General features: G+C 55.1%; 18 protein-coding genes, 3 pseudogenes and 1 riboswitch. Of the genes and pseudogenes, 11 read left to right on the top strand and 10 right to left on the bottom strand.

The genetic code is table 11. From position 1 onward, the window contains the following. Nucleotides 1–108: 108 nt before the first annotated feature. The 4 genes and pseudogenes from ASF29_RS25045 to istA form a co-directional block, all read right to left on the bottom strand. Nucleotides 109–2,409, bottom strand: coding sequence for a methyl-accepting chemotaxis protein (locus tag ASF29_RS25045; protein ID WP_062450632.1), 2,301 nt, complete (start codon nucleotides 2,407–2,409; stop codon nucleotides 109–111). A gap of 550 nt (nucleotides 2,410–2,959) precedes the next feature. Next, a complete protein-coding gene (locus ASF29_RS10460) occupies nucleotides 2,960–3,424 on the bottom strand; it encodes a PAS domain-containing protein (RefSeq protein WP_062450631.1) in 465 nt (154 codons plus the stop codon). A 75-nt stretch (nucleotides 3,425–3,499) separates the two neighbouring features. Beyond that, complete coding sequence (gene istB / locus ASF29_RS10455; protein WP_062450630.1) at nucleotides 3,500–4,300, bottom strand: IS21-like element helper ATPase IstB; 801 nt, start codon at nucleotides 4,298–4,300, stop codon at nucleotides 3,500–3,502. After that, nucleotides 4,290–5,318: pseudogene (gene istA / locus ASF29_RS10450) on the bottom strand (IS21 family transposase); the annotation flags it as partial. The gene istB and the pseudogene istA, both read right to left, overlap by 11 nt. 485 nt (nucleotides 5,319–5,803) lie before the next feature. On the opposite strand from istA, the gene ASF29_RS10445 reads away from it, so the two are divergent. The 3 genes from ASF29_RS10445 to ASF29_RS10435 all read left to right on the top strand — a co-directional run bounded on the left by ASF29_RS10445 (nucleotide 5,804) and on the right by ASF29_RS10435 (nucleotide 9,255). Then, entirely contained in the window at nucleotides 5,804–7,411 is a 1,608-nt protein-coding gene (locus tag ASF29_RS10445) for a hypothetical protein (protein WP_156462614.1), read from the top strand. Between the two features lie 319 nt (nucleotides 7,412–7,730). Continuing rightward, complete coding sequence (locus ASF29_RS10440; protein ID WP_062450628.1) at nucleotides 7,731–8,321, top strand: ComF family protein; 591 nt, start codon at nucleotides 7,731–7,733, stop codon at nucleotides 8,319–8,321. Nucleotides 8,322–8,325: 4 nt separating this feature from the next. Further along, nucleotides 8,326–9,255, top strand: a complete 930-nt coding sequence (locus ASF29_RS10435; protein ID WP_062450627.1) for a helix-turn-helix transcriptional regulator — start codon at nucleotides 8,326–8,328, stop codon at nucleotides 9,253–9,255. A gap of 20 nt (nucleotides 9,256–9,275) precedes the next feature. On the opposite strand, the gene ASF29_RS10430 is transcribed toward ASF29_RS10435, so the two are convergent. From ASF29_RS10430 to ASF29_RS10420, 3 genes and pseudogenes are all read right to left on the bottom strand, one after another. Next, nucleotides 9,276–11,375 carry a DEAD/DEAH box helicase gene (locus ASF29_RS10430; RefSeq protein ID WP_062450626.1) on the bottom strand — a complete coding sequence of 700 codons (2,100 nt, stop codon included), beginning with the start codon at nucleotides 11,373–11,375 and terminating at the stop codon, nucleotides 9,276–9,278. Between the two features lie 4 nt (nucleotides 11,376–11,379). After that, nucleotides 11,380–12,300, bottom strand: a complete 921-nt coding sequence (locus tag ASF29_RS10425; protein WP_244473534.1) for a DUF1837 domain-containing protein — start codon at nucleotides 12,298–12,300, stop codon at nucleotides 11,380–11,382. 196 nt (nucleotides 12,301–12,496) lie between these two features. Then, a pseudogene (locus tag ASF29_RS10420) lies at nucleotides 12,497–13,582 on the bottom strand (RHE_PE00001 family protein); the annotation flags it as partial. Between the two features lie 110 nt (nucleotides 13,583–13,692). Between ASF29_RS10420 and ASF29_RS10415 the strand changes: the two are divergent. Then, nucleotides 13,693–15,345, top strand: coding sequence for a Mu transposase C-terminal domain-containing protein (locus ASF29_RS10415; RefSeq protein WP_062450623.1), 1,653 nt, complete (start codon nucleotides 13,693–13,695; stop codon nucleotides 15,343–15,345). Here ASF29_RS10415 and ASF29_RS24900 read toward each other — a convergent pair. Next, nucleotides 15,325–15,468, bottom strand: a complete 144-nt coding sequence (locus ASF29_RS24900) for a hypothetical protein (protein ID WP_244473533.1) — start codon at nucleotides 15,466–15,468, stop codon at nucleotides 15,325–15,327. The two genes, ASF29_RS10415 and ASF29_RS24900, sit on opposite strands and share 21 nt — an antisense overlap. Between ASF29_RS24900 and ASF29_RS10410 the strand changes: the two genes are divergently transcribed. The 6 genes and pseudogenes from ASF29_RS10410 (at nucleotide 15,469) to ASF29_RS10385 (ending at nucleotide 21,378) form a co-directional block, all read left to right on the top strand. Then, nucleotides 15,469–16,230 (top strand): TniB family NTP-binding protein, encoded by a 762-nt coding sequence (locus tag ASF29_RS10410; protein WP_244473531.1) that lies wholly within the window; start codon nucleotides 15,469–15,471, stop codon nucleotides 16,228–16,230. Next, nucleotides 16,227–17,108: a TniQ family protein gene (locus ASF29_RS10405; protein ID WP_062450621.1), complete on the top strand. Its 882-nt coding sequence runs from the start codon at nucleotides 16,227–16,229 to the stop codon at nucleotides 17,106–17,108. Before ASF29_RS10410 ends, ASF29_RS10405 begins: the two co-directional genes overlap by 4 nt. Nucleotides 17,109–17,193: 85 nt before the next feature. After that, nucleotides 17,194–18,387: pseudogene (nhaA, locus tag ASF29_RS10400) on the top strand (Na+/H+ antiporter NhaA). 173 nt (nucleotides 18,388–18,560) lie between these two features. After that, nucleotides 18,561–18,637: riboswitch (Fluoride riboswitch) on the top strand. A gap of 86 nt (nucleotides 18,638–18,723) precedes the next feature. After that, nucleotides 18,724–20,541, top strand: a complete 1,818-nt coding sequence (locus ASF29_RS10395) for a voltage-gated chloride channel family protein (RefSeq protein WP_062450620.1) — start codon at nucleotides 18,724–18,726, stop codon at nucleotides 20,539–20,541. Between the two features lie 13 nt (nucleotides 20,542–20,554). Then, complete coding sequence (crcB, locus tag ASF29_RS10390; protein WP_062450619.1) at nucleotides 20,555–20,944, top strand: fluoride efflux transporter CrcB; 390 nt, start codon at nucleotides 20,555–20,557, stop codon at nucleotides 20,942–20,944. Then, nucleotides 20,941–21,378, top strand: coding sequence for an EamA family transporter (locus ASF29_RS10385; RefSeq protein ID WP_062450618.1), 438 nt, complete (start codon nucleotides 20,941–20,943; stop codon nucleotides 21,376–21,378). The genes crcB and ASF29_RS10385 overlap by 4 nt, the downstream gene beginning before the upstream one ends. Before the next feature lie 922 nt (nucleotides 21,379–22,300). Here the strand turns inward: ASF29_RS10385 and ASF29_RS10375 are convergent. Both ASF29_RS10375 and ASF29_RS10370 read right to left on the bottom strand, forming a co-directional pair. Continuing rightward, nucleotides 22,301–23,272, bottom strand: a complete 972-nt coding sequence (locus ASF29_RS10375) for a malate dehydrogenase (RefSeq protein WP_062450662.1) — start codon at nucleotides 23,270–23,272, stop codon at nucleotides 22,301–22,303. 30 nt (nucleotides 23,273–23,302) lie between these two features. Further along, nucleotides 23,303–24,064, bottom strand: a complete 762-nt coding sequence (locus ASF29_RS10370; protein WP_082453456.1) for a substrate-binding domain-containing protein — start codon at nucleotides 24,062–24,064, stop codon at nucleotides 23,303–23,305. Nucleotides 24,065–24,191: 127 nt separating this feature from the next. Here ASF29_RS10370 and ASF29_RS10365 point away from each other — a divergent pair, with 127 nt between their 5' ends. After that, entirely contained in the window at nucleotides 24,192–25,070 is an 879-nt protein-coding gene (locus ASF29_RS10365; RefSeq protein WP_062450617.1) for a LysR family transcriptional regulator, read from the top strand. Nucleotides 25,071–25,075: the final 5 nt, after the last annotated feature.

Here is a 25,075-nt window from a genome sequence, read left to right as displayed (position 1 = left end):
AACCCTTGGCTTTAATCGCCACATTGCGATTGCAAGGAATAGGTAACAGGTCACCTCCATTCCTCGAAGAGAGGTGACCTGATCGAAGTCCGTCAAAGCCGGTTTTTCTTAGAACTCTTCCCAGCTTTTGGTTTTAAGAGCTGCATTGCCGGAAAATGACGAGCTCACCCGGTTCAGCAATTGCCGGGCAGGCGACCGTTTTTGATCCGGCTGCCGACCTGATGTGGACGAGAATGCAGACTTTGCTCTGGCATCTGTCTCGAATTTTCCGACCAGAACAAACAAGGCTTCGGCTTCTCGTGCAAGTGCATGGCTCGCCGCAGTGGATTCCTCCACCATCGCGGCATTTTGCTGGGTGCCCTGGTCCATCTGGGACACAGCCTGATTGATCTCCTTGAGGCCTGTCGTCTGTTCGCGCGATGCTTCAACAATAGACAACACGTTGACGCTGATTTCTTTCACCTGCTCGACAATCTTGCCGAGCGATTCCCCCGTTTGTGCAACAAGACCGACGCCGCTTTTGACGTGATCTCCTGATTTCGCAATCAGCGCCTTGATGTCTTTTGCCGCACTGGCCGAACGTTGCGCGAGTTCACGAACTTCCTGGGCAACCACGGCAAAGCCCTTGCCTGCCTCGCCCGCTCTGGCCGCCTCCACGCCCGCGTTAAGGGCAAGCAGGTTTGTTTGGAATGCAATCTCATCGATGACGCCGATGATGTTGGAGATTTCGTTGGACGACGTCTCGATCGCGTTCATCGCATTGATGGCTTTCGTTACTACCATGCCGGAATGTTCTGCATTCTCGCGCGTTGCGGTTACGAGACGACCAGCCTCTTCAGCGCGGCGGCTGGTGTCGGCAACGGTTGTCGTAATCTGCTCCAGCGCAGCGGCGGTCTCTTCGACAGAAGCCGCTTGTTGTTCGGTCCGCTTGGCAAGATCGTCAGCCGAGGCGCGTATTTGGTTGGACCCGGCGGAAATGGCCTGCGCATTGCCGCTCACATTGACGATGGCATCCTCAAGCCGCTCGATCGCGCCGTTGAAATCCACGCGGATTTTATCGAGGCGGGTCGCAAAGGTCTCGTTGATGCGGTAGTTCAACGTGCCGTTGGCCATTGCGCCCAATCCTGCAGCTAGAGTGTCTACAGCGAACTGCACTTCTGCACTTTCGGCTGATTCTCTTTTCTGCTGCTCCAGCCGTTCACGCTCAGACACGGCGCGGTTAGTCCTCGCCTCGTCTTCCAGTTTTGACCGCTCCTGAGCGTTGGTTTTGAACACGGCCACGGATTTCACCATGTCGCCAATTTCACTGCGGTCGGCAACGACGCTCAATTCGGCTTCCGCATGGCCATCCGCCAGTTCGCGCATCGTTTTCACAATGCGGGTCACCGGGTTCGTAATGGAACGTGTTACGATTGTTGCAAGCACCGCGACGAGTGCAAGAACGCCTGCGGATATTGCCAAGGAGATGAGAAGGCTGTTGTGCTGTTGCGCAGCAGACGCTGTGGCGTGATCGCGCAAGTCGAGGCCTGTATTGTCTTCGACAGCTTTCAGGGCATTGATACGATTGGTCGAAGCTTTGTACCATTCTTCGCCGCTTACGCTGTTCAGTTGTCCTCCGAACGGACTAGCCATCGCAATCTTGCGCTGGCTTTCGACGAGTTTGCCTGCATCACTGCTCAATGCATCCTGCAAAGCTGCGCGCTCGTCTGCGCCCGCATAGCTGTTGAAATCAGAGAAATAGACATTTTGCATTGCACCGAATCTTACGAAAAGCTGATAGCTTTCTGGGTTGAAGCTGCCGGATGTAAAAGCCGCAGTTCCAATCGTACGCTCTTGGCCTGCCCTTTCCTTCCCTTGCAGAAGGGCCGAGTAAGCGACAATTCTGTTGGATATAGTGCTGTCTGTCGTCAGGGAACTCATCGATTCAATGATCTTGATGAGGCTACCGATAGTATCGGCAAAATATGCAGCGATATCGGGCACCCCAGCCTTGAGGGACGTTACATCCTGCCGCATTGCTTTGAGCTTATCGAGTTTGGCCTGAGCGGTGGCAGCAAGTTCTTTTAAAGCAGGTGCCATATCGTTATCTTCGTCCGTTAGACCAAGCGCGATGAAACGTTGGATTGCCGCGTCTGCAGCACCCCTTTGCTTTTCAAGAAGCGGGCCGAACTCGCCCTGTCCACGGGCACCTACAAAACCGGCGGAAGCTCCACGTTCCTTTTGAACCTCGTGGATTGTGGCGCCCAAGACAGGGGCCATCGAAGCAATTTCTGCCACGGACTGCGCCTCAGATGCAGTTTGCAATCGCTTGACATTGTCTTGCAAGGCTGCGCCAACCAAGGCGATCGTGGGGATGGCGGCAACGATAATGATGCGCGTCCTGATTTTTAGATTGCCGAATATGCTCACTTTTGGCCTCTGATGATGAAAGCGTGTATGCTGGGAATTGCTTCAGTCATATAAAAATAAACCATTGAAATTTAGTTATTTTTGCACACGAAAAGCTCAATATGCTCAATTACTAGGCAGAGTTGCAAAAGCTGAGATTTGGAATTTCGGACTGACGTCAGGTCAACTAGGATTTATCTGAGGCATACAAGTGAGGATATCTCGCGTGACATAAGTTTTAGGCAACAATCAGCATCTCGAAAAATCAGCGCACCCGTCGAAGGATGCCCAACTCATTGACCTGCCGAAAAAGCGCGCGTTAAGAGGCCATCCAGCACCGACGATAGCGAGCTCGGAATATGAAGTGTGCGCCCTCTTGGTCAAACCTAACGACATCTCCGGTGGAGCAAAGAAATGAAGCCCGGCGCACTCGGTCACGTAATGCTTAGCTCCGTGCGAAACCTATTTTAACTGGATGGTAACAGGGCAGTTGACACAGCGCGGCTGTGGTTTGCTTGCGGTAATTGAAATTTCTCGTCGACCAAACCAAGATGAACCGTCACCTGGAAATCTATTGTCTCTCAGGGCTGGAAGAGACCGTATTCAATGCTGAAGAAAGATAACGGGCAGCAAGATCGTTACCTCTTCTTTTCGCAAGCAATAACGCCGCGCGACAATGGGCCTCCAAAGGATCGTTGCCCTCCGCGATATGCGGTGAAGAGGCATCGATTACGGCTCCGGTATAGAAGGTTGGGACGCCCACCTCATCATGAAGGCAACGTCCGAATGATACCAAGGACCGCGTCGTACCGTCGGAATGCCGTACACGGAAGCGACCAATTGATGGTTCGGCGGTCAGGATCGCGCTGTGAACGTTACTGGCTATCAGAGCGCGGTCGTCATCCACCATGATCGCAAAAATCTGTTCAACTGAAATTCCTTTAGCCAGCTCCTCAATGGAAATGCCATAGAGTTCAGCCAAGTAGGGGTCACCGTAAAGTTTGTTCTCTGCGACATGCCAAGTGTAAAATCCCATACTCTGTGGTGTTGGTTTCCATGCGGAACTGAGCCGGTTTTTCCACCGAGAAGTGAGCCACCTCTGACTATGGTTTTATGATTGGGTTTTGGTCAAGGGATTGGCTTTTTCTCCTCTCTTGTTTGCTGCGGCTGCCGAACTGGCCCTGAAGCGGAAGCTGTCATTACCTGTTTCCAGGATATGGCAGCGATGGGTCAAACGATCGAGCAATGCCGTCGTCATCTTGGCGTCGCCGAAGACGGTTGCCCATTCGCTAAAGCTGAGGTTGGTGGTTATCACCACGCTGGTCCGCTCATAGAGCTTGCTCAACAGGTGGAAGAGCAGCGCTCCGCCTGAAGCGCTGAATGGAAGGTATCCGAGCTCATCAAGGATCAGCAGATCAAGGCGGACCAAGGTCTCAGCGATCTGGCCTGCCTTGCCTTTGGCCTTCTCCTGCTCAAGTGCGTTGACCAATTCGATGGTTGAGAAGAAGCGGACCTTTCGACGGTGATGTTCGATAGCCTGGATTCCAAGGGCCGTCGCCACGTGGGTTTTGCCTGTGCCCGGTCCGCCGACGAGCACGATATTCTGCGCTCCGTCAATGAACTCGCATCTGTGCAACTGGCGCACCGTCGCTTCGTTGATCTCGCTGGCGGCAAAGTCGTATCCAGAGATGTCCTTGTAGGCAGGGAAGCGTGCAGCCTTCATATGATAGGCGATGGAGCGGACCTCGCGCTCGGCCATCTCGGCTTTCAGCAACTGGGAGAGGATCGGCACGGCTGCATCAGAAGCTGGAGCACCTTGCTCGATCAGGTCTGTGACGGCTTGCGCCATGCCATACATCTTCAGGCTACGGAGCATGATGACGACGGCCGCGCTGGCAGGATCATGACGCATGGCGACCTCCCACGATCCGGACGCGCAAGCCATCGTAGCGTTCTACATTGGCCTTGGGTTCACGTAGCAAGGTCAGTGCCTGTGGCGTATCGACGTCGGGACCCTCGTTCGTCTTGCCGTCGATGAGACGGTGCAGAAGATTCAGCACATGCGTTTTGGTTGCCACGCCTTGATCCAAAGCCAGTTCTACAGCCCTGACGACAACCTGTTCGTCGTGATGAAGGACGAGGGCAAGGATATCGGCCATCTCACGATCACCACCGGGGTGGCGAAGCATCTGGTCCTGTAGTTGTCGAAAGGCAAACGGCAATTCCAGGAAGGGAGCACCATTGCGCAGGGCACCGGGCTTGCGCTGGATGACCGTCAGATAATGTCGCCAATCATAGATTGTCCGGGGTAGCCTGTGGCTGCGCTCGATGACCCGCGCGTGTTCACATAGAATGTTTCCCTCGGCTGCGACGACCAGGCGCTCGGGATATATCCGCAGGCTGACGGGCCGGTTTGCAAATGATGCAGGCACGCTGTAGCGGTTCCGCTCGAAGGTAATCAGGCATGTTGGTGAGACGCGCTTGCTCTGCTCGACGAAGCCGTCAAATGCAGTCGGCAATGCCATCAATGCTGCTCGCTCATCGGCCCAAACATCTGCGATAGAACCGGGCAAGGTGCCATGCGCCGTGTCCCGCCACAGCTCCTGGCAATGTTGCTCCAGCCAGTCATTCAAAGCCATCAGATTTGGAAAGTCTGGCATCTGTTGCCACAAGCGTGGTCGGGCATCCTGGACGTTCTTCTCGACCTGACCCTTTTCCCAACCGGCCGCTGGATTGCAGAACTCAGGTGCAAAGACGTAATGGTTCGTCATCGCGAGGAAGCGCATGTTGACCTGTCGCTCCTTGCCGCGACCCACACGATCGACCGCTGTCTTCATGTTATCGTAAATGCCACGACCAGGCACGCCGCCGAAGACACGGAAGCCGTGCCAGTGCGCGTCAAAGAGCATCTCGTGTGTTTGCAGCAAGTATCGGTCTTTTCGACACGTTCCTCATTAGGACGAACATGTCGCCTTCATGCGGTACTTGGCTCCCGACAATGGCTGACGGGTCGGCAGCCCCCTTATTCGGATAGACAAGGTATGTATGGATGCTCTCGATAGGCAAGCTTATCCCCTCGCTGCCGAATACTTCAATTTTACAACAGCTACATAGAATACCTGTCCCGCACAAGCAGACGAACATTTACCGCCGCTGAATCACAGAGAATGAGGATGAACCCCGCAATCATCAATCTCGACACATCGTCCCAAACTGATTAGTTGTGGGCATGGCTCGCTCGCACGCTACGATACCGCTCCGCCCCTATCTTGCACCCATGCTCTTGCGGGGTGTAGGCAAAATCGCCAACGCCCGCCTTCTCCGGGCTCTCACAGCTGAGCTCGAAGCTTTGATAGGCGTGGCTGTTGGCCCGAGAACCCTCCTCAGAACATCCCCACCCATCGTAAGCGGTGCGTTGCGCACGGTAACCATTGAATATCAACACCGGTCGGAACCGGCCTGGGCACCATCGGGAACATATACTGATCTGGCCCACCACCTGCTGACCATTTCAGTGAAAGGAAGCTTAGCCGCAATCTCTGCATCCGAGTCGGCCGTTCGTCCGCAGATTGATCGCAAACTCACAGCGGCACGCCCCATCTCCCGAACCGAGATCGAATCCGGCTTCGTCGGCAGTGAGACCAAAGCGCTGTGGTTAGACGGTATTCACGCCCGCTCTGACGCCAAGCCTGACGCGAAGACCTTGATGGGACGTGCATTGGAGTTCGCCATTGATCCTCTCGGCGATCAGACCTACGCCTTTAAGGCGGTCCGCAGCAAAGTGCCGCTGGTCCTGTCGAGTGGCGCAGCGAGTCAAGTGGTCGGTGCCTCCCCAGATGACGCTCGCCTCTGGCTCAACCGCCCCAAGACTTGGGCTGACTTCTTAACAGACACGGAGATCTTGCTCGACGTGGCGGCTTCGGTCGGGGCGACTCCACCAACCGTGCGCTTCCCTGCTCTTGCGCAGGCGGTTAACGATCTGGCAACCGTCAGCGACGGCGACGCGATCGCCGTGGTTCCACCGGAACTTTTGGCTGAGGACACCGATCAGACCCTGAAGGAACGCGCCGCACAATGGGCCTACGGGGCCGAATTCTCCGTGGTTCCTGGCGCAGGACCGAATCTCGTCGCAACAGTGACCTTCGAAATGACGCTACTAGGAGACCTATCTATCACTCCAACTCTAGCTGGCGACAAGATCACACTCGGTTTTGACTGGACGACTCGACCCGTGACGGGAGCGGCCGGCCGGCCGGCTTTCGATGCCCTGATAGCGGAATATGATTGGCTCAAAATCTACTATGGCAGTGGCCATACTATTTCCGGAGGAAAATGTTTCAGAAGCGCTTACACTGACCAGTGGTTTCCCAATTGGCAGTTCAAGAACTTAGCCAATTACAATGTGACGCAGGAAAAGCCAGTTATACTGGTAGGGCAGACCCTCGGTTTGTCTATCGGGACGCCGAAGGCGCCGGGTCAGCACGACGACTCGCTATTTGGCTATTGCCACGACATTTTTAACACCGGCTGGTTGGCTAGCGATGACGGTTCGATGGAACTTGCTGATTTCGTTCACATTGATGATGCCACAAACCTTGTCACTCTGATCCACGCAAAAGGGGCTGGCTCTTCGGCTGTCACAAGGGAAGTCTCCGCATCGAAGTACGAGGTCGTTACGGGTCAAGCCGTCAAGAACCTTCGTCATCTGGAACGACAATCCTTGACAGACACGCTAGACGCTGGACGCCATCATCTTATCGCGGACGCCGTTTGGCACAACGGTATTCGACAACCCGACAGAACTGGACTTATCGCCCGAGTTCAGGCGCTTCCCATCGGCTACAAAAAGCGAGTAGTGATTCTTCAGCCTCAATTAACGGAGACCGAACATGACGAATGTGCGAATGGCCAAGCTTCCCAAAGAAGAACCCTGAAGATGAAGCAACTCAACACGTTACTCCTTGCAGCAAGACTATCGGCGAACGCGGTTGGCTCAGATTTGGAGGTTTGGGGTGCTGCTTGAACGCTCCTGTGCAACGTCTTGGGCTGGCTAGCATCGTTCCTGCGGGCACCGTAATACGGATGCACAGTGACCGGTCAAGATGGATCGACGCACTCCCTTACAAATCTCCATATAGACATACACGCTTAAGGCGATTCGGCCGAGCGGCGCCGCAATTTCGAGCTTTGCGGCCAGCCCTTGCCTGTCGGCTCTCCGGCTACCCCCCCTGCGTAGAGAAGTTCAACTTTAACATTATGCCGCAACCCGCATTCGCCTTGCATTCTAAGCAAAATATTGCATAGTCCTCAACCAGAGGTGGCGTCACGGGGGGGTCAAATTTATGCAAGTTCAGATAAAGCAAATCACAGGATCCTGGGATTTGGGATACGCATTACACAAGCATTCTCTCCACAGCACCTTCACCGGGCACAATGAATTTGGCCACCCTACTTATGACACCACCAGGTCAGAGCCCGGAGAAGCACTTTATCAGCTCAAATATCGCAATGACTGGTCGCAGGCTGGACCGATAGCCGCCCAAATTAAGACGTCAATTCTACCACTATTTGAAACGATAGGGTTGATAGTACCCATGCCTGCGTCCACCCTGCGTGCCAGACAACCTGTCGATGAGATCGCCAACGAACTGGCCAAGGTCATTGACGCCAGCGTGTTCAACAACATCGTCGTAAAGGCTCCGGCTCCTGAGGGCAGCACGCCGCTCAAGAATTTAAACACAAAGGCAGAAAAGGATGCCGCGCTCGCTGGGCGTTTTTCGATTAACGATCAGATTTCTGGCGATGGTAGTTGGAACGCCTTACTGTTAGATGACCTATATGATACTGGCGCAACGATGGACGCGGTGTGTAAAACACTTAAGACCTACCCGAAGATCGCACGGGTCTACGCTGTTGCCGTGACTTGGAAGTGAGCCAATGAACACCGTTTTTATCGCAGGTTCCATATCAATCAGCCGCCTGCATGAGAAAGTTAAAAGTAGGATTGAGAAGATCGTTGCGTCCGACCTCGATATTGTCGTCGGAGACGCAGACGGCGCGGATACATCGATCCAACAGTGCCTTGTTGAGTATGGCGCTAAGAGAGTGACCGTGTTTTGCAGCGGTGATCGGCCGCGCAATAACTTGGCCGAATGGCCGGTCACTCATATTCACCCGAAAGCGCCGCCCGGTAGTCGAGCCTTTTACACTGCTAAAGACATCGAGATGGCCCACGCCAGCAATTACGGCCTAATGGTTTGGGATTGCAAGAGCACAGGCACACTGAGCAATGTCATTCAGCTAATAAAAGAAGATAAAAAGTCCGTTGTGTTCGTAAATAAAAATAAGGATTTCGTCACTGTCGCTGACGAAGAGGGGTTGAACTACCTGCTTACGTTTATGTCCGACCACGCTCGGACCAAAGCAGAGGAAAAGATCGGCCTATCCTCGAAAATTGCGGACATATCGCAAAAGCAATTCACTCTCGATGTCAACGACAGCGAGCTAGAGCAAAAGAGCAAAAAAAACGCACCCCATATGGCGCCTAGACCCTACCATGAGACCACCTCCAAGCGTGTGGTTTCGGGGGGCGAAAAAAGCATAGCCAATGCGACCAATCCAGTGGATGGAGACTCCGCATGTGCCCAAAACATGAAATTGCGTGTGATTTTAATCACGGCGATTGGGAGCCGTGTGAAAGCAAAGGGCTGGACGCAGGCGGAAGCTGCCCGGCTACTTGGCGTAACTCAGCCTCGTGTGTCAGATCTGCTCCGGCACGAGGTAGGCGTTTTCGGCTTGGACACGTTGATCAATATGGCTGCTGCTGCTGGATTGAATGTTGAAATGCGTGTCAGCGACGCTGTCTGATTGATCATTATAGTCGAAGGCTAACTCTTGATTGGATCCTGAGTGATCCCTTCATAAAAGAACTTCAGTACATATACGTCAAAACGGGAAAGGCTAGGTATTTTGCTGATAGTTTCCAAGCCTATCGACTGAAAAGCTTTTATCGCGGTGGGCAGATCAAGGCTTGGATCGTTGAAATTCATGGCGCCGCTCCGATGAATTTTTCGCGAAATCATTCTTGGTAGCCCGTACTCTTCTAGCTGATAAACGGCGCCGGGCAAAAACGCATGCCCCAGTCGCGCAATAAAAGGTGACACATCTACATTGGGATCGACGATGACCTTGTGAAGTTCATTGGCGTCGCTCAACAAAGTAGTGAGCTTGAACGTTACCGTACGTTCAAGCTGAAAGAACAACTCCACGTCAATTCCCTCATCATCAAGCTCCAGCAATAGATCCGGAATTTCCCGGCGCCAGTTTCTCGAGAGAATTTTCACAAAGGAGACAAGCTTACTGAATTTCACATCCCATCCCGCCGGGCTGAGATTTATGATCAAATAAAGTAATCGATCCCAATGGTCGGGATTATCGGAGTTGAGGTAAGCTAAGCCACGCCATTCCTCGGGCTGTGCCTTCATATTCTCAGCGACCCGCATGATGAAATCTGAGTCACTGTTTTGCAGCACGTTGCTCTTGCTCAAGCGCGCAAATTCATCAGGTCCAAGGATGTTGCCCATCGTGCTCTTGTACTCAACGATTTTCTGGACCTGTTCGTGCGTCAGGGATTCACGGTGCAATTCCTCATCAATGTCGCCCAAAATCGTGTCGGGGAAATCAATTTGAAGCTGGGCGTCTTCATCTTTTGGAGGAGCCTCAAGAAGGTATATTTTACCAACGAAGTGTTTGAACATCCGCCCGCCTCGGCCGATGATATTTTTATACATAAAGTTTTTTAGATTGCTGCTGCCAACCTTGCTCCGCCAAATTATAACGTTTTCAGCAGATGTATTCACCCCTTCAATAATTGAGGATGTCGAAATTATACTGTCGAAACCATGCTTTGATTCAAATATTTTGACCTGTATCTGGCTAAGTGATCTATGCATTCGCCCATTGTGTACTCCTACTCCGCGGCGCACGAGGTTTGTTAATTGCCAGTTGGGATCATAGTTATCGGCAAGCCATCGTGAAAAATGGTTCAATAGCGGCCGATCGAGAACTCCCAGATTTCCAACTACAAGGTTGGCAACTTTATCAATTTGCGGATATGATCCAGCATATATTAAGGACTTTGAAGTCCGAGGAGAAATTATTTTAAGCAACTCTTCGCTTTTCTTGGCCTCATCTTTTCCTATATGCTTATAAATTTCAAATATTTCAAGAAATACTGTATTAAAATCAAGCAGCTCAATGAACTTCATTCCGCGTGTAAAAACACTTTCCTCGAGCCGTTTAATGTTCGGGGCGAGGAAGTAGCGCTGTTTGGCTATCTTGGACAGTTTCAAAATAGCTTTTACGAGCGACGGCGACCGATCTTTATCGTGTACTGCGCTGGCTTTGTAAAATTCGTCTACTATCAAAAGGTCGATGGTGCTCAGCTTGTTCAGGTAACCGAACGCGCGTTCCTGGGGGAAAATTAGGATATTGCGTTTGCCAAGTGGCATATCCGACGTCGTAATGATGTTGTACTTATCTGAGAACTTTTTGAAAACGCGGCGCCGTGTCTCATCCATTAATGCAATAGTGGGAACTATCAGCACAACATTTTCTGGCTCCTTCGCAGCAATAAAGGCATCTATAATGAAGCTCTTCCCGAAGCTGGTGGGGGCACTGACCGCAATATCCGTACCCTCTAAAAGATGGGAAAGCACCAACGATTGCTCGCGATGCAGAGTAGCATGAGCTCGGCCTACATCCACCTTGAACGCTTCGATTATGAACTTCTGCTGCCACGATGCGTGATCAGTCTGCAGATAGGGATAGAGGCCAGTCTCGCGGATTTGATAGTTCAGCACCTCTGGGTACTCAGCTTTCTCTGCACTAAGTTCGGCCAAAAGAGCAATCAGCTTATTTCGGGCGGAAACCTGGTCACCCGAAAATATCAGTTCATTCACTTCTTGGCAGACGTCAAAAACATCCATCTCGCTATCCCTGAGACTTATAAAATTGGACTCCGGACACAAACGCCTTAACTATTGCCTGCTTATTAGGAACTGGAAATAGTATTACATGAAATTTAACATCACTATACTTGAATACAGATGTTGATTTCGCTAGTTGCTTTTTATAGTACGCTTCAACGCGCTCCATATGATGGGAACTTATTAATTTTCTATAGCTATCTGTCAGATCTATATTCTTAGACGTGATGTCGCACTCATGCAAAATCATGATCGGGACGTTTATCCTGCTCTTCAGTTTATCAATCGACTCCTTCGGCCGGATTGCCGCAACTATTCGAGCCTGTAAATCTGAGCCGATCGGAAGCTGGTAAATATCAGACACATTTGTAACGATAATGTTTTCTTTCTTCAGCTTATCAGTCTGAAGCGATTTCAAAACAGAGGTGACTATACTGTCGAGCCTCTTATCTTCTATTGAGTTGTAAAACTTCGCCTCTCCGAACCAAAGGGTAAAATCGTCATCCTTTACGACGATATGCACGCTGTCCGCGCCTTTGGCATTGTCCTGAGCGTTTTGCTTGTAGAATATTTTGGGAACCACAGGCAAAGCCCCAAAGTGATCTTTCATAAAGCCATAAAGAAAAATCTCTGCGATTTCGCTTCCCTCGCCAACTTCATCAGCATCAGAGAAACGCAGGTTCCTGGCTGCTTCTACGAGCTGTGAATGACTTTTACCCGCAAGAGAATCCCGTTCGCGTTGAGAAAGCGCGGTCTGCGCGATATTGTCCCAGAGATAGGTTTGAAATTTCGCGAACCGCCATTTGCCATCCTCGTAATCATTGATGAGGCTGATAAATCGCTTGTTCAGAGCTGTCTTTAATTGCTCCGACGAGCAAACAGTGGACAGTGAAGTGTCCACTAATACTTCAAAATCAACTTTCACCGACATCGCCAAAATGAACCGCAGCCTACTTCACCAGAATCATATATTCTAAAAGTAGTAAAACTAACGCATGCATCGCGCCAGTGGGTTGAGTGCGCTATACCGCATAATCGAATTTCATTATGGCTAAGCTTGGGATTTAACTAAGAATACAAGGAACCCTTGGGGGTGCGCAGTTAGAATCCCCGGTTTGGTATCAAATTATGCCCCACGCCCGAAACCTCCCCCTCCCCGTCATCTCCCGCAAGCCCAACTCCTCGACGATCCGCAGCGCCGCCCGCGGCGTGACGGCAAGCTCCTTCGCGATCATCCCGGCCGACACCAGCGGCCGCGAGATCACCAGCTCGATCAGCTCTGGCAGTTTTGAAGACGTTCGTCTTCCCGCCAATTTGCGCTCCATCATCTGTCGTGCCAGCGTCAACCGGTCATGTTCTTTAAGCCCGAGCTCTGCAGCCGCCACGAAACCATGCGCGATCGCCAGCAGCCTTGTCTCGCGGTCACGATGTCGACGGCGATCGACCGGAATGGTTCTCAGGCCGAGATTGACAGCCGCAAGATGCGCACCGGTGGTGATGCCAGCCTGGCGCAGGATCGACGCGGCCAGCAAGCGGCCGAGCCAGGGCGCATGTTGCAGCACTAAAAGTTCGTTCCAGGCATCGAGGGCGATGATCGCCTGCAGCACTGGCGGCAAATTTTCGGCCTGTCGTACGACACCGTGCCATTCCTCCAGCCGCTGATCCTCGTCCCAGTCGAGATCATAGATCATCGGATTTTTTTCGGCCGCACGCCCAGCCGCCGATTTGCTGGGACGCTTTGCCTGCTCGATGGCGGCGTCCGAGCGGGCGAGCAACGCGTCGATGGCAGCGAATTCTTCCGCAAGCGTGCTCGCACCGTCATCCTCGTTGGCCTCCCCAGCGCCGTTCGCAGTGTTGGGCGCCGCCTCGTCGTCTACAATGACGGAGGTCTCATCACTCAAGGATACTGCAGGCGCGACGCCGGCGACGTCGTGCCCGCGGAGGCTTCGAAGTCCGGCAGGGCTGAGTGCCCAGCCAGACGGCTGCGCGACGATGCGCCTGCGAGTGCGCAACACGTCGCGGGCAATTGTGAGCTCGTGGGTTGGTGTGCGGATGTCTTTGGTGGCATCATGCAGGACGAGGTCTTCGAGATGAACGAGTTCACCATCAATCCATAGCGTCGCGCACGCATCGGTAAAATGCGAGCGTTCGACAAAGCCCTCCCCGACCTGCGATCGGGCAATGCGCTCGTCGAGACGTGACAGTGCGGATGTGGGTTTTAGTTTAATTTTTCAACTCGGAAATTGTCATACAGACGTAAGGGTTCGGCGATAAATTTCAGTATATTTTTCGCTAAGGATTTCAGCGAGGTCTGCCCATGCCAAAGCAATTGCATGATCAGGGATTGCCGGCGACACGCGCGATCTCGGGTGAGCATTGGTCGGTCGCGCTCCGCACGGCCCGCGAACTGGACAAGATCCTTGATGGCATCGGGCCGAAGCAGGTGGCCGTTTCGCGCGCGGCGGCCGAGCTGCGGCTAACGCGGCGACAAATCTACAATCTCCTCGTCCGCTATCGCATGGACAGGAAGGTGACAGCCTTACTCCCGCGCACCGCAAAAAGCCGCCGCAAGCGGCTGTCAGAAAAACTTGAAGCAATCATAGCGACAACACTGCGCGAGCAATGGCTGACACTGGAAGCTCTGCCCCTTGCCCCGGTCGTGGCCGAAATCCGCGCTCGTTGCGAGGAAGCCGGGCTTACCCTGCCGTCATACGTTACGGTTGCCCGACGTATCCCGATGCTGTTTACCGCTGAAGAGATCGCTAAAAAACGGTCAGCCAATCCGAAACACCTGCTCCGGCTGAGGCCACGACCAGGATATATTCACGCAACTCACCCGCTCGATGTCTGTCAGATCGATCACACTCCGGCTGATATCAATTTCGTGGAGGTCGTTGACGGAACTGGCGTGTTTGTGGGTCGGCCTTATCTCACGATCGTGACCGATGTGGCATCACGCGTTATTCTAGGTTTCTGCCTGACTTTGGAGAAACCATCTGTTCTGTCGGTCGGACTTTGCCTTGCCCATGCGATGTGCGCGAAGGACGAATGGCTTGCCAACCGTAACCTTGCTCATGCCTGGCCGACATTCGGCCGGCCTCGGGTGCTCGTCACCGACTCGGCGATGGAATTCAAGGGGCAGGCTTTCCAGCGTGGCTGCGACGATTATGGCATCCGCATTCGATATCGTGATCGGGGAAGAGTGCACCAAGGCGGCGTGGTCGAACGGCTGCTGGGCAAGCTAAACGCGGTCCTCGCCACCTATCGCGGTTCGACCGGAAGGTCTGTGGTTGATCGCGATGAATATCCCTCGGAACGGCGCGCCTGTCTCGGATTCGCGGACCTGGAGCGGTGCGTTGCGCTGGCCATCCTCGATCACAACCGTCAGGAAAACACCAAGACACTGAATGTGCCGAATACGGAGTGGCAGCGCAACAACGCAGCTTTACCGCGCTTCAATGACGATCCACACACCGTTCTATTGTCGTTTCTGCCGGGTACGGAAAGAAGATTGTCGCCGCAGGGGATCAGCATGTTTGCCGTACATTATTACGCGTCATGGCTTGGCGGCCTCATTCCGCAGCGCGACCGGCTCGGAAGGCTGGAGGTAAGATATGACCCTCGAGACATCAGCCATATCTATGTCCGGGATCCGGAAAGCAGACACTTCCGGCCCGTCGAACGGCGCGATGGCAGACTTGCGTCGCTGACGCTTTGGGAACATGAGGCTGAGCGCGCCCGGCGGCGCGACGCAAACCACCGCTCAAGCGTTGCAAAGGTGGAGTTTCGTCGCCAAATCGCTGCTATCGTCGGGACTGCGAAACAACCCAGACGCCAGTTGCGGAATGCTGTCCGCGGTATTCACGCGGTCGCGTCGCAGAAGCCTTATGCGGCTATGCAGGAAAAAGCGCCCGTTGCCTCACCTCATCCCACCCGTCAGAAAAGCCGACTACCGGTCGAAGACTGGTAGCATGGCATGTCGGACCATCTGCTCGACCATGTCCGATCCTACCTTGAACGCGACCAGGATGAGCGGATCGCCTACATCCGTGCCCCACGATGGATCGGCCATCAGGTTGCTCAAGACAGCCATATGCGGCTCACCGAGTTGCTCTCAAGACCGCCGTCATTGCGAACCCAGGGCCTGATGCTGGTCGGTCCCTATGCCAATGGCAAGACGATGATCGCTGAGCGGTTTGCCGTCGAACACCTGCGAACATCTGTCCAGCAGAGGCTTTGGATGGTTCAGACGCGAGAGGGCGCGGGCCTTGGCCATTTTTACGCCAGCATTCTCCAGGCGCTTCACGCCCCCGGGGGTGACATTTGGAATGTCAGCCGCAAGGCGGAACAGTTGGATCACTTGCTGGAAAGTCTCAAACCAAGGGTGTTGATCTTCGACGAGTTTCACAACGCGCTGCGCGGAAGAGCACGCGACATCGAGGCAATATTTGCGTTCCTGCGCCGGATCGGACGTCAGTATGACATCGCCCCGGTTTTGATCGGAGACGTATCCGTCTACGACTTTCTCAACGCCACCAGCGAGATGGCAAGCCGTTTTGATCTGGTCGCAGTCCCGCGATGGCAATACGATGAGCCCTATCTGATGTTGCTCGATAGCCTCGAAGCAGCGTTGCCACTTGCCAGGATCTCGGATCTGTCCAGCGAGCCGTCGGCGCGGCTTATCTTCAGGTTATCGGAAGGTTTGATAGGCGAGACCGTCACCATCGTCACAAGAGCGGCCGTCGCGGCGGTACAATCCGGAGCCGAACGTATCACCAAGGCGGGCATCGTAGAACTGCGGCACATACCAATATCGCAGCGGCGCCTACCGGCTTTACGGGACAACCTGTTATGACGATGGGCGATGCTGGTATCCCGACAATCAGCATACAACGGAGATACCGTCACGTCGTTTCCGACCAGTGGCCCGTCAACGTCTTACCGCAACCCGATGAATTGCTGTCGAGTTGGCTGCACCGTCTTGCTTATGCCAACGGCGTTGCACCGCGTGGATTCGCGTGCGTCTTCGGACTTGGATCTGGCATGTGGTCACCAGCCATCGATTTCAGACCCTCGAGCGACATCGAAAACCTGCTTCGCGCAAATGCCGGTGTATCCCACGCTCAGATCGTGGCAATGACCCTGGCAAGTGGCATCCCGACGGAGCTCTTGCTGCCGTTACGAAACAGCGGTCGGCGCGGGACTTCAACCTGGTTGCAGTACTGCCCCCAATGCCTGGCTGGCGATGAGCATCCATATTTTCGCCGCAGCTGGCGTTTGGCGACCAAAGTATCTTGCCGCCACCACCGCTGCGGCTTGCGCGACCGGTGCCCATCCTGCCAAAGACGTATCGAAGCCTACGGTCAAAGCAAGCTTGTTCCCCAGCATTTTTGCGTCCACTGCGGTTTCGATTTGCGCAAGGCGTCAAGGGTCATCGTCAGCGTTGCAGCGCACCTGGTGGATTATCGCATTGATCAGATGTGCCGCGGGGCGAGTGTCACTCCAGAAAATCAGCGCGTTTTCCTTGCACGATTGCTGCAAATCCCCACGCTGGTGATGACCCACACTTCCGGCTCGCTGCTCAACTTTTCCAGCTCGATGCGAATCCGATGCTTCGAAAAGTTTGCAGATCGCGTTTGCGCACGAATAATGCGTGATGACGATAGTGCTGTCTGGCCAAGCCCCTACAGGGCCGAATCTGCTGGAAATCGTCGAGCAAATACCCTAGTTTAAAGCTTACAGTGCGTGCTGCGTGCGCTGCGGGCTTCCCCGAAATTGACGGAGACTTCGATCAACCTCTCACAAGGAGCGCGAACCCATGTCTTCGACATTTTCCAAGGGCCGCATTCAATCCACTCTCCGTCAGTTCCTCGACAATGAAGCATCGGGTGGCATCATCCTGATGGCAGTTGCTGCTCTGGCAATTGCCACGGCGAACTCGCCGTTGGCAGAGAGCTACTTCCATGTGCTGCACGTCTATGTCGGCCCGCTGAGCATCCAGCACTGGATCAACGACGCCTTGATGGCCGTCTTCTTCCTGCTGGTTGGCCTGGAGATCAAACGCGAGATGCTCGACGGCCAGCTTTCAAGCTGAAGCCGGCGCGTCTTGCCAGGCGCGGCTGCTGCAGGAGGCATGCTGTTTCCGGCACTGTTTTACCTCTACTTCAACTGGAGCGACCCGACAGCTATCCGTGGCTGGGCAATCCCGACTGCGACCGATATCGCCTTCGCTCTTGGGGTCCTTTCCCTTTTCGGTAATCGTGTTCCCGCATCGCTGAAGATATTTCTGGCGGCGCTGGCCATCATCGACGATCTCGGCGCCGTTGTGGTTATCGCTCTCTTCTATACTGCGGAACTGAACCTGCTCGCATTGGCTGGCGCGGGCCTCGTCGTTGGAAATCTGATCATCTTCAACCGCATGGGCGTAAAGGCCCTCTGGCCCTATCTCGCCCTCGGCGCGGTCCTTTGGGTGTTGGTTTTCGCATCAGGCGTGCATGCCACCCTTGCAGGTGTCTTGCTGGCGTTGACGATACCGCTGAAGCTGACGCCGGGGACGCCGGAGGCCACACACGATGAATCACCTCTGCACAGGTTCGAACACCTGCTGCACAAGCCGGTCGCCTTCGCGATCGTGCCGATCTTCGGCTTTGCCAACGCAGGTGTTTCGTTTGCCGGTTTATCGATGTCGGTCTTCGAAGAGCCGCTCACAATGGGCGTAGCGGCCGGCCTGTTGCTCGGAAAGCTGGTCGGCGTTCTGGGAACAGTGGTCGTTCTGGTAAGACTGGGCCTAGCCGATCTTCCAGCGAGCGCCAGTTGGGGGCAGATGACCGGCGTGGCCCTGCTGTGTGGAATCGGGTTTACGATGTCCCTTTTCATTGGCCTGCTGGCCTTCAGCGATCCAGTTGTCCAGGATCACGTCAAGATCGGGATCCTGATGGGGTCGCTTGTGTCCGGTCTTTTGGGTGCGGTCTTTTTGACCGTCTCGGGGCGGCGTACGAGGCGTGCGGTCTGAGTTGCTATTACTCTCCCGCGACCTTCTCCGACCTCCGCACCCCCAAATATGTGCTGAGATAAATCGGTATCACTTAAAAAACTGCGTTCAGGCGAAGATGTGGCCAGCGTGCCAAGCAATCCCGCTCACCATGGTGAGTGGGATTGACATTATTCGGATCAATTGGCTATTGAAGTGACAACGGTAATGGATTCTGCCGGGCATTACGCCGAACCGCTTCCCCGATGAAGCTGATGACTCCTACTCAACGCGCAACACGCGAAGGAGTAGAGTCGTGCCTAGAATTCTGTACCTGTCCTCCAAGACGAAATGTGACCTTGCGGGAGCGTCCATCTGATGGCGTTTTCTGCATTTTTCGGTCTTCGTATCGCCCAGGTTCGCGGCCTCGCGAAATGGATCCTGATCGTCGTCCCGATGGCTGTTGCCGTCGGGTCGCTCGTTGCCGTGTTTCTGTGGAGCCTCGACAGGGCAACCGAGCTTCGCTTCGAATTTCCCTGGCTGATCTACGGCATGCCGGTCGCAGGCTTTGCGATGGTCTGGGCCTACCAGAAATTCGGCAAGTCGGCTGAAGCCGGCAACAACCTGATTGTAGACCAGATCCACGAGCCGGGCGGTGGTGTGCCGCTGCGCATGGCGCCCTTCATCCTTGTGACCACGGTGCTCACCCATTTGGTCGGCGGCTCGGCCGGTCGCGAGGGCACGGCAGTCCAGCTCGGCGGCAGCCTTGCCAGCGCCTTTGGCAAAGTCTTCAAACTGGCGCCCGGCGACGTGCGTATCCTCTTGATGGCAGGGATTGCCGCAGGCTTCGGCGCTGTCTTCGGCACGCCGATCGCCGGCGCGATCTTTGCGCTGGAGGTGCTGACCATCGGACGCATGCAGTACGAGGCTTTGTTGCCCGCCTTGCTTGCCGCCATTGTTGCCGACTGGACCTGTCATGCCTGGGGGATCGGCCACACCCATTATGCCATCGCCTATCTCGGCGGCGTTGGCGAAGCTGTCGGCTTCCACCTCGATGCGGTCCTACTGCTCAAGGTGGTCATTGCCGGCGTGGCTTTTGGTCTGGCCGCGCATTTCTTCGCCGAGCTTTCCCATTTGGCATCATCAGCTTACAAGGCGATCTTGCCCTATGCGCCGCTGCGTCCGGTGCTCGCCAGCGCGATATTGCTGGGCCTTGTCTACATGCTCGGTACGCGGGAATATCTCGGTCTGGGTGTCTGGTCGCCCAATCCCGACGATGCGACGATCCTTGGCTTTTTCCTTCCCGATCACGTGGATTACTGGAGCTGGGCCTGGAAGGCGCTGTTCACGATCGTCACATTAAGCGCCGGTTTCAAGGGCGGCGAGGTCACACCGCTGTTCTTCATCGGCGCAGGTCTCGGCAGTGCGCTGGCCGGTGTTCTCGGCGCACCGGTCGATCTTTTTGCGGCGCTTGGCTTCGTGGCCGTCTTCGCCGGCGCCACTAATACGCCGCTGGCTTGCATGATCATGGGGATTGAGCTCTTCGGCGCCACCTATTCGGTCTACCTCGCTGTCGCCTGCTTCGTTGCCTATCTGTGCAGTGGCCATTCCAGCATCTACCTGTCGCAGCGCGTCGGCGTTCCGAAAACGGCTGCCGCCAACGATATTCCTCCCGACATCTCGGTTCGCCACATGCGTGACATGCAGACTCAGAGCCTCGGCGATCTCGTCGGAAAGGTCCGTCTACGGTCACTTGCTACCACCGCAACACTCAATGAAAGGCCCGCCGTCGTGACGCAACACAAGCTGCATTCTACCGAAATCGGCATGGTCCGTATCTACATGAAGCCGCGTGAGAAGGCGCCCGGCAAGGGCGGTTGGTTCGGATCGAAGCCTCTTTACCGGGAATTGGTCCTGCAGGCGAAGTCGGCCGGCATCATGAATGCCGTCGCGCACCATACGCATTTTGGCTATTCGAACAGCGGTAAGCTTCAGGACGAGGGCTTCGAGATCCCCAATCCGGATCTGACTATGTGCGTCGAGATGATTGCATCACGCGACCAGCTTGAGGAATTCTGCCGGACCCATGGCGCGCTGCTGAAACACAAGGTGATCGTCTACAAGCACCTGGAACAGTGGGATGTCGTCCATCACGACGTTGAGGCGGCAGAAGCGCTCAAGGTCACGACATCCTGAAGGAGGCGCGATCTTGGTTTATCTGATCGTTTTCCTTGGCGCAGGTATCGGTGGTGTTTTCCGGCACGCCGTCAACATGGGAGCGGCGCGCCTGTTCGGCTTCGGCTTTCCCTACGGCACACTCACCGTCAATGTTGTCGGCTCCGTCGTCATGGGCCTGCTCACGGAATTTTTCGTGTTTCGCTCTGGCCTGCCGCAGGAGTTGCGCCTGTTTCTGACAACCGGGCTACTTGGCGGATTCACCACCTTTTCGACTTTCTCGCTAGATGCCGTTACCCTGTGGGAACGCGGGCAATGGGATGTTGCTGCCGGATATGTCGCTCTTTCGCTGGTCCTGTCGATGGCGGGACTTTTTGTCGGCCTCATGCTGATCCGGATGGCCGGACATGGACAAGCCGCATGAAAATCTTCCTTACAAGCTGGCCGTTCTGGGCCCTCCTTTCGGCCGGCTTTGCAGCCCTGACGGCGATCTTCGCCAAGATCGGCGTCGAAAACGTCAATTCCGACTTCGCCACCTTCATTCGCACCATCGTCATCCTGCTGGCCGCTGGCGCGATGGTCTATATCACCGGAAATTGGCAGGAGCCGTCGACGGTCTCGACCAGAAGCTGGCTATTTCTTGTACTTTCCGGTTTTGCCACGGGCGCATCCTGGATTTGCTACTTCCGGGCGCTGAAGCTTGGTGACGCCGCCCGCGTCGCGCCGATCGACAAGCTGTCCGTGGTGTTCGTGTCCATTTTCGCTGTGCTGTTCCTCGGTGAACGTCTGACCCTGCCGAACTGGCTCGGTGTCGTGATGATCGCGGGAGGAGCCGTGCTCGTCGCCTACAGGGCTTAAGACCGTCAAAAAACTTCAAGGGGGAGGAATGCACGATGTTGAAGGTGTCGTTTTGCATTTAATCGTGAGATTCCAGTCCTAACAGTTTCAGTAAGATAGCCCGGCACTTAATTTGAGACTTGGCATTTAATTTGAGACTCTGGCTTCTCTTTGGCACTTAATGTGAGATTCGCCGCCAGGAAAATATGGCTGTTTACGGCCACGCCTCATTGGATTTGCGAGAGACCGATTGTCGTCAATGGCCTTGCAGCCATGTGATTACAGACACATGCCGCTACCAATGGTCATCAAAGCCCGTCGTGCTGCTTCGACGTGGCTGCAATTCTGTCCTGCGTGCCTCGGTTCTGATCAGCCCCATATTTTCGGAGGCGATGGCGACACGCGACTAGAATCTCCTGGTTTATCCACGGGTGCGGATTACGCGACCGTTGCCCACGTGCCACCGCGGAATTACTGCCTTCGCTCAGCCACGGCTTGTCGGCCAGCATGTCTGCACCTCTTGCGCTTATGACCTGCGGCGGGCGTCCAAGGTGCCGGTGACAATTGAAGCGCAATACTTTGAACAGATAATCAATCGTTCTATCGGTACAGTGGCGAATATCCTTGCGACGAACAATCCGCCGAAATGGCCTTGGCGACGAGATTTGATCGCAGTTCTACCGACTCGGTTTCCAGCCGGATACGCTTGTTCGAGCGCTTCATTCCCGACGACGCCTATCTGGATGAGGGCTTCGTCCTTCCCATTCGGCGGTCAAAGCGGATTATGAAAGATAAAATCGAACCGGCCCGTCAAACTGCAGCTCGCTGATCGTCGTGGTGGCATTCGCCTCTTCTGAGGCTGGCGCCTATTCTCCAAAATTAGGCGGAGAATAGGCGTGCAATCTCCGCACATCTTTTGTGCCAGCCTCCGCATCCCGCGATATCAGGATAAAGCGTCGCGCTCGCCGACAAGCTCTTCTATCGTTTTGTCCAGCATACTTTTCTGAAACCCGTCCAGATCGAGACCTTCAACGACGCTATAGTCACCGTCCTTGCACATCACAGGTACGCCACACACCAGCCCTTCCGGTATGCCATACTGCCCCTGCGATATAACAGCCATCGATGTCCAGCGCCCATCTGTACCACACATCCAATCACGCATCTGATCGATCGCTGCATTGGCGGCAGATGCTGCAGAGGACGCGCCCCGCGCCTCTATGATCGTAGTGCCCCGCCTTGCGACCTCACGGATCAGCACCTCCTTGTACCAATGGTCGTCGCCGATGGTCTCGGATAAGGGCCTGCCGGCAGCCGTTGCGTAGGTCCAGTCGGCAAACATGGTCGGCGAGTGATTGCCCCAGACCACGAGCCTGTCGATGTCGCCGACGCCACAGCCGGCCTTGCGCGCCAGTTGGGTCAACGCCCTGTTGTGATCAAGCCGGATCATCGAGCTGACCTGCCTTGGGTTAAAGTCTGGCGCATTGGCGATCAGGATGGAAGCGTTGGTGTTGGCCGGATTGCCAACGACCAGAATTCTAGCTTGTCGTCCGGCGACCTCGTTGATCGCCCTCCCCTGCACCTTAAAGATCTCTGCATTCGCTGCAAGCAGGTCTCGCCGTTCCATTCCCTTTGACCGCGGCCGGGACCCGACCAAAAACGCTGCGTCGACACCGTCAAACGCTTGCCGAGGATCGTCGGTCGTGACGATGTTGTGCAGCAGCGGAAAGGCGCAGTCTTCCAGTTCCATGACGACGCCGCGTACGGCGTCCTGGGCTTGAGGCAAATCGAGCAGCCGCAGTTCGATCGGCTGCGACTTGCCATAAAGGTCGCCATTCGCCAATCGAAACAGCAGGGAATAGCAGATCTGGCCGGCAGCACCGGTCACGGCGATCTTTTTGGGAGTGGATTGCATTGTCATTATCTTTCCGGAGACGGGATAGGGTTATTTCGAGGGCGTGGTCCAGCCGGCCTTGGCAAAGATCGCCTTGGCCTCGGTGCCCTGAAGGAATTGCGAAAACGCCTTGGCGTCGGCATTCTTGCCTCCGCGCTCGGTCAGCACGATCCCGGTGTCTCGGTAGATGCGATAGTCCGGTTCGACCTCTACGACGTCTGCGAGTTCTGGGTTGGCGACCTGCCAGATATTCCAGATGATCCAGGCATCGAAGGACTTGTCCTCGGTCCAGGCCTTCTTGGCTTCGGCACTGTTGGCGGCAAAGGTCCTGATGTTGGCGCGAAGGGCCTTCACCTTCTCGATGTCACCGGTCCGGCCGGCCATGTCTTCCCAAAGACCGTTCTGCCCGGCACCATTGACGACAAGCACCTTATGGCCGGGTTTGAAGAGATCAGCGAGGCCGGTGATCTTCTCCGGGTTCCCCGGACGCACCAGGATCGCGGATGGGCGCAGGTAGAGCGGCACGACATCAGCGTCCTTGATCTGGCCGTCCATCGCCTTCACGAAATCCGACATCATCGTCTCGGAGCCGCTGAAGATCAGGTCAGAGTTGTCTTTAGCGTTGCTGATCCATTGCGGCGTCGGGCCGGCGGTGACGATCACCTTGTTGCCGGAGCTTTTCTCGAAGGCGGCTGCCGCCTCCTTCATGGCAGGGAATGGTCCACCGGGACCATAGACGTGGATATCGGCGGCAAGCGTTGGTGCTGTCGTGGCGAAAAGCATCGCCGCGCCGGTGATGATGGATTTCAGCATGGTATTTCCTCCGTGTCTGGTTGGAAGGAAACTAGCGGGATCCAGCATCAGTTCCATCGCATAATTTTGCTACGAACATTCGGAAAAATCGATTATAACTCGGAGCAAATTCAAGGCTGCTATCCTCATGACCCTCGACCAGTTGCGCATCTTCGCCGAAGTCGCCCGCCAACAGCATATCACCAAGGCTGCCAAAGCGATGAACATGACGCAGTCGGCCGTCAGTGCTGCGGTCATCGCGCTTGAGGAGCGCCACGGCGTGGCTTTGTTCGACCGGATCGGACGTTCTATCGTCCTAAACCAAACCGGAACGATCTTTCTCGAACATGCACTTCAGGTCTTGGCCGAAGCGAAAGCCGCCGAGTCTGCACTAAGCGACCTGGCGGGACTTTTGCGCGGGGAATTGTCGGTTATGGCGAGCCAGACTGTTGGCGCCTATTGGCTGCCCTCCAGGCTAGCGAAGTTTCACACACGCTATCCTGGTCTCGGTCTCGACGTCGGGATCGGCAATACCGAGGCGGTAGGCGACGCGGTTGAGGCAGGGCGGGTTGAGCTCGGCGTTGTAGAGGGCGCGGTCGACAGACCGGCCTTGTCGTCGCGCATGATCGCCACGGATGAGATGATCCTCGTCGTGTCGCCAACTCATCCATGGGCCAAAGGCAAAAAGCTCGGAAAGGCCGATTTTGAAGACGCGACATGGGTTCTTCGCGAACCCGGATCGGGAACACGGCTCGCCTTCGAGACGATGATGACGAAAGAGAAATTGAAGCTGCAGGCGTTGAACGTTGCAATTGTCCTGCCCGGAAACGAGGCCGTGCTCGGCGCAGTCGAGGCCGGCATGGGGGCAACACTGACATCGCGAAGTGCTGCCCAGACCGAACTCAACAGCGGCCTGCTGGTCGAGGCCAATGCTTCTCCGCTTCCGCGCCCATTCTTCCTGCTCCGGCATAAGGAGCGGTATCGCTCCAAGGCGGCCGATGCGTTCGAAGCCCTGTTGTCGGAATAGACACG

The sequence above is a fragment of the Rhizobium sp. Leaf262 genome, from assembly GCF_001422245.1.
GTDB lineage: Bacteria > Pseudomonadota > Alphaproteobacteria > Rhizobiales > Rhizobiaceae > Agrobacterium.
This window is presented reverse-complemented; position numbering and strand designations above follow the sequence as displayed.